The sequence below is a fragment of the Streptomyces phytophilus genome, from assembly GCF_013870535.1.
GTDB lineage: Bacteria > Actinomycetota > Actinomycetes > Streptomycetales > Streptomycetaceae > Streptomyces > Streptomyces phytophilus.
This window is the reverse complement of sequence record NZ_JACBXC010000367.1, coordinates 1-5,062: the sequence shown is the minus strand read 5'-3', so window position 1 is coordinate 5,062 and position 5,062 is coordinate 1. Positions and strand designations below refer to the sequence as shown.

At 72.0% G+C, this 5,062-nt stretch carries 7 protein-coding genes; 3 read left to right on the top strand and 4 right to left on the bottom strand.

All coding sequences use genetic code 11. The features are described 5' to 3' along the window. Positions 1–144: 144 nt before the first annotated feature. Both H5J30_RS17090 and H5J30_RS17085 read right to left on the bottom strand, forming a co-directional pair. Entirely contained in the window at positions 145–597 is a 453-nt protein-coding gene (locus H5J30_RS17090; protein WP_181788288.1) for an Lrp/AsnC family transcriptional regulator, read from the bottom strand. Between the two features lie 57 nt (positions 598–654). Next, complete coding sequence (locus H5J30_RS17085) at positions 655–1,386, bottom strand: UbiX family flavin prenyltransferase (RefSeq protein WP_181788286.1); 732 nt, start codon at positions 1,384–1,386, stop codon at positions 655–657. 168 nt (positions 1,387–1,554) lie between these two features. Here H5J30_RS17085 and H5J30_RS17080 point away from each other — a divergent pair, with 168 nt between their 5' ends. The 3 genes from H5J30_RS17080 to H5J30_RS17070 are packed head-to-tail and all read left to right on the top strand — an operon-like array spanning position 1,555 to position 2,659. After that, complete coding sequence (locus H5J30_RS17080; RefSeq protein ID WP_181788287.1) at positions 1,555–2,127, top strand: rhomboid family intramembrane serine protease; 573 nt, start codon at positions 1,555–1,557, stop codon at positions 2,125–2,127. A 32-nt stretch (positions 2,128–2,159) separates the two neighbouring features. After that, the gene (locus H5J30_RS17075) at positions 2,160–2,411 is read left to right on the top strand and encodes a type II toxin-antitoxin system Phd/YefM family antitoxin (RefSeq protein WP_181788285.1); all 252 of its coding nucleotides are present in this window, start codon (positions 2,160–2,162) and stop codon (positions 2,409–2,411) included. After that, positions 2,408–2,659, top strand: coding sequence for a type II toxin-antitoxin system RelE family toxin (locus tag H5J30_RS17070; protein ID WP_181788284.1), 252 nt, complete (start codon positions 2,408–2,410; stop codon positions 2,657–2,659). The genes H5J30_RS17075 and H5J30_RS17070 overlap by 4 nt, the downstream gene beginning before the upstream one ends. A 9-nt stretch (positions 2,660–2,668) precedes the next feature. Here the strand turns inward: H5J30_RS17070 and mqnP are convergent, their stop codons facing one another. Together mqnP and H5J30_RS17060 are read right to left on the bottom strand one after the other, a co-directional pair. After that, positions 2,669–3,589: a menaquinone biosynthesis prenyltransferase MqnP gene (mqnP, locus tag H5J30_RS17065; RefSeq protein WP_181788283.1), complete on the bottom strand. Its 921-nt coding sequence runs from the start codon at positions 3,587–3,589 to the stop codon at positions 2,669–2,671. Continuing rightward, positions 3,586–5,031 carry a menaquinone biosynthesis decarboxylase gene (locus H5J30_RS17060; RefSeq protein WP_181788282.1) on the bottom strand — a complete coding sequence of 482 codons (1,446 nt, stop codon included), beginning with the start codon at positions 5,029–5,031 and terminating at the stop codon, positions 3,586–3,588. Before H5J30_RS17060 ends, mqnP begins: the two co-directional genes overlap by 4 nt. Positions 5,032–5,062 lie beyond the last annotated feature (31 nt).

Genomic DNA, 5,062 nt, shown 5'->3' with positions numbered 1-5,062 from the left:
CAGCGCGACACCGTCCGCGCGGCTCAGCCGCGCGCCCTCGCGCGCCTTCTCCGCCAGCTCGCGCCTGAGCCCTGCGTCCACGCGCCGCCTCCCAGCCCGTAAGTCACGTTCCTGCGCATCTGCGCGCATCCGAGCCTACGCGGCCTACTCCTCCGCGATCTCCCCCACCCTGCTCTCCCACATCGTGGACAGCACCACGGTCGTCGCCGTGTGCGAGACGCCCTTGATGCGCGACAGCCGCCTGACCGTCTTCCCCAGCCCGTCCACGTCCGGCGCCCGCACCTTGAGCATGAACGAGTCCGCCCCGGCGATGAAGAAGCAGTCCTCGATCTCCGGCAGGTCCCGCAGCCGGTCCGCGACGTCGTCGTGGTCCACCGCCTCGGAGAGCGAGATCCCGACGAGCGCGGTGACGCCGAGGCCCAGCAGGGCGGCGTCGACGGTGGCGCGGTAGCCGGTGATCACCCCGGCGGACTCCAGGCGGTTGATCCGGTCCGTGACGCTCGGTCCGGAGAGCCCCACGAGCCGGCCCAGCTCGGCGTACGAGGCCCGGCCGTTCTCCCGCAGGGCCTGGATGAGCTGCCTGTCGACGGCGTCCATGTGCGATCTCAAGCCTTCCGTGCTGCTGTGTCGGCTGTCCCAGCGGTTTCCGCTGTGTCAGCGGGAGCGCCCCAGCTCCCCTTCCCATCTGCGATAGAGCTTGTGGGCCACACCCGCGGCATCGAGGGCGCGGCCGGCGACGAAGTCCACGAGGTCCTGGATGCCGGTGGCCCCCGCGTAGAAGGCGGGGGCGGCGGGGAGCACCACGGCGCCCGCCTCGTCCAGGGCGACCATCTGCCGCAGCGTCGGCCCGGGCAGCGGCGTCTCCCGTACGACGACGACCAGCGGCCGGCCCTCCTTCAGCGTCACGCTCGCCGTGCGCTGGAGGAGGTCCTTGGAGAGCCCGAGCGCGATGCCCGCGACCGCGGCCGTCGACGCCGGCACGACGATCATGCCCTTCGCGGGGTACGAACCGGAGGAGGGACCGGCCGCCAGATCACCGGCCGCCCAGTGCCGTACGTCACCCAGGTCCGCCGCGGCGAAGGCGTCCGGCCGCCCGTCGGCGCCCGCGGCGAGCCAGCGCCGCAGGTCGTCGCGCCAGTGCGCGTCGCGGAACGGGCCCCCCGTCTCGTCCAGCACCGTGAGCCGCGCGGCCCGGCTGACGACGAGGTCGACGGCCTCCCCGGCCGCAAGCAGCGCGCGCAGCACGGCGGCGGCGTACGGGGTGCCGGAGGCGCCGGAGACGCCGACGACCCAGGGCCGGCGGCCCCGGCCGGGGCGGTCGGCGTACGGCTCCTCGTACGGCTGCCCGTCCGGGTCCTCGTACGGCGTCTGGTGCGGCGGCTCCACGCGGCGAGCCTATCCGGCGCCGGGAACCGAGGCGCAGGGCGCCTGCGTTTCCCTCAGGGAGGACACACTGGTCCGAAGGGGGCTCGGGTGATGTACGAACCTTACGGGCGCGGCACCCCCGCCGCGAGGCCCGCGCGGGCGGCACGGCCGCCGCGCGGGCGAATATACGTGAAGCGCGCCGCGGTGGTGATGCTCGCGTGGGTGGCGCTGCTGTGGGTGCTGGAGGCCGTCGACCAGGCGGGCGACAACAAGCTGGACACGTACGCGATCACGCCGCGGCAACTCGGCGAGCTGCGGGACGTCATCCCGGCGTCGTTCATGCACTTCGGCTGGGACCACCTGTCGGCGAACACGGGTCCGCTGCTGGTGCTCGGCTTCATCGCGGCGATGCGCGGGATCGGGCGGTTCGCGGGCGTGGTCGCGCTGATCATGCTGGTGAGCGGGCTCGGGGTGTGGCTGGTCTCGCCCGCGGGGTCGAACACGGCGGGCGCGTCGGGCGTCGTCTTCGGCCTCTTCGGCTACGTGGTGGTGCGCGGCTTCGTCGACCGGCGGATGGCCGACGTGTTGATCGGCATCGTGGTCGCGCTGGTGTACGGCTCGATGGTGTGGGGCGCGCTGCCGACGGACCAGGTGGTCGAGCAGTCGATCTCCTGGCAGTGCCACCTCTTCGGCCTCGTGGGCGGCGTGCTGTCGGCGTTCTACTTCAGCGACCGCAGGCGGGCCGGCCTTCAGGCGACCTGAGACAGGAGTGGCGTCTTCTGTACAGTTGATGCATGAGTGAGACACTTCCCATCGCGCAGGCACGCAGCCGGTTCGGCTCGCTCGTCCGCCGTGCCGCGCTGGGCCGCGAGCGCACCGTCATCACCGACCACGGCGAACCAGCTGCCATGATCATCGGCATAGGGGACATCGAGGACCTCGAAGACGCCCTCGCCGTCGCGCAGTACGAAGCCCGCAAGGCCCGCGGCGAGGACACGTACGTGCCCCACGACGACGTACGCAAGCGCCTGGGGCTCGACACGTGAGCCACGAGGTCGTCTGGGAGACCGACGCCGTGAACGCCGCCGCGGGCTTCCTTGATGACGACCCCGCCGGGCTGCGGTCGCTCATCGACGGGATCGACGCGCTCGCCACGGAGCAGCGCCCGAAGAACTCGGCTCCCTGGGGCACCGACAAGCGCCGGCTGCGAGTCGGCCGCTGCCGGGCGATCTACCGGATCGACGACGGCAGGGTCACCGTGCTGGTGCTCCACGTCGGCCGCACGGCGGTGTGACCCGGCGGGTCACAGGCCGAGGTCGCGTACCAGGAGGTCCGCTGCCGCGCAGCAGAAGAGGATGATGCCGATCACGCCGTTCAGCGTGAAGAACGCCCGGTTCAGCCGGCTCAGGTCGTCGGGGCGCACGATGCTGTGCTCATACGCGAACACCCCCGCCACCACCGCGAGACCCACCCAGAACAGCGCACCCGCGTCCGTCGCCAGCGCGTACCAGACGAACAGCGCCATCGTCACGACGTGCGCCGCCCGCGCCCCGTACAGCGCCCCCGCGACGCCGAAGCGGGCCGGGACCGAGCGGATGCCCTGGGCGCGGTCGGTGTCGACGTCCTGGCAGGCGTAGATCAGGTCGAAGCCGCCGATCCAGATCCCCACCGCGAGCCCCAGCAGCACCGCGGGCCACGACCACTCCCCCGTGACCGCCAGCCACGCGCCGATCGGGCCGATCGCCTGCGCCAGCCCGAGGATCGCGTGCGGGTACGTCGTGAACCGCTTGCCGTACGGATAGACGACCATCGGCACCGCCGCGACCGGCGCCAGCACCAGGCACAGCGGGTTCAGCAGCGCCGCGGCGCCGAGGAAGATCGCCAGCGCGATCAGCGCGCCCGTCCACGCCGAGCGGACGGAGACGGCGCCGGTGACCAGTTCGCGGTGCGCGGTGCGCGGGTTGCGGCCGTCGATCTCGCGGTCGATGATCCGGTTCGCGGCCATCGCGAACGTCCGCAGCGCCACCATCGCGACCGTGACGATCAGCAGCGTCCCCCACTCGATCGCCCCGTCGCCGTCGACCAGCATGGCCGTCAGCGCGGCGATGTACGCGAACGGCAGCGCGAAGACCGAGTGCTCGATCATCACCAGCCGCAAGAACGCCCGCACCCCGCTGCCCGACCGGGCCGGACCCGGCCCGACGACGCTCCCGGCGGCCGTCACAGGCCGTACTCCCGCCACCGCGCGTCGACCTTCGCCGCCGTGTCCGGATCGGAGACGACCATGTCCGGCCAGCCGCGCGTGTAGCCCTCCTCGGGGAGCTTCGCGGTGGCGTCGATGCCCGCCTTGCCGCCCCAGAACTGCTGGTACGAGGCGTGGTCGAGGTGGTCGACGGGGCCCTCGACGACGGACAGGTCGCGGCTGTAGTCGGTGTTGCCGAGCGCCCGCCAGGCGACTTCCTGGAGGTCGTGGACGTCGCAGTCGGCGTCGACCACGATGATCAGCTTGGTGAGCGACATCATGTGCGCGCCCCAGATCGCGGACATCACCTTCTGCGCGTGCTTCGGGTACTTCTTCTCGATCGAGACGATCGCGCAGTTGTGGAAGCCGCCCGCCTCCGGCAGGTGGTAGTCCACGATGTCCGGCACGATCACCTTCAGCAGCGGCAGGAAGAACCGCTCGGTGGCCCGCCCCAGCGGCCCGTCCTCGGTCGGCGGGCGGCCGACGACGATGGACTGCAGCAGCGGGCGGCGGCGCATCGTGACGGCTTCGACGGTCAGCGCGGGGAACGGCTCCTGCGGGGTGTAGAAGCCGGTGTGGTCGCCGAACGGGCCCTCGGGCAGCTCCACGCCGGGCTCCAGCCAGCCTTCGAGCACCACCTCGGCGTGCGCGGGGACCTGGAGCGGCACGGTCTTGCAGTCGACCATCTCGACGCGCTTGCCGCCGATGAAGCCGGCGAGCATGTACTCGTCCATGTCGCCGGGCAGCGGCGCGGTCGACGCGTACGTCACGGCCGGCGGGCAGCCGAAGGCGATGGCCACCGGCAGCTTCTCGCCGCGGCGGGCGGCCACCTGGTAGTGGTTGCGGCTGTCCTTGTGGATCTGCCAGTGCATGCCGATGGTGCGGCGGTCGTGGCGCTGGAGGCGGTAGAGGCCGAGGTTGCGGACGCCGGTCTCGGGGTCCTTGGTGTGGGTGAGGCCGAGGTTGTAGAAGGACCCGCCGTCCTGCGGCCAGGTGAAGAGCGCGGGGATCGTGTCGAGGTCGACCTCGTCGCCGGTGAGCACCACCTCCTGGACGGGGCCGTCCTTCGCCTTCCTCGGCGGCACGTGCGCCATGGTGCCGAGCTTGCCGAACGCCTCGCGTACGCCCGTGAAGCCCTGCGGCAGTTCGGGCTTGAGCAGCCCGCCGATGCGCTCGCCGATCTCCGCGTACGAGCCGAGGCCGAGGGCTTTGAGGAGCCGGCGGTCGGTGCCGTAGACGTTCATCGCCAGCGGCATGGCGGAGCCCTTGACGTTCTCGAAGAGCAGGGCGGGGCCGCCGGCCTTGTTCACGCGGTCGGTGATCTCGCCGACTTCGAGGTACGGATCGACCTCCGCCTTGATGCGCTTGAGGTCGCCGTCGCGCTCCAGGGCCCGCAGCAGAGAGCGGAGATCGTCGTAAGCCATGCGCCCCAGTATCCGCCAGGCACCGGGCGGG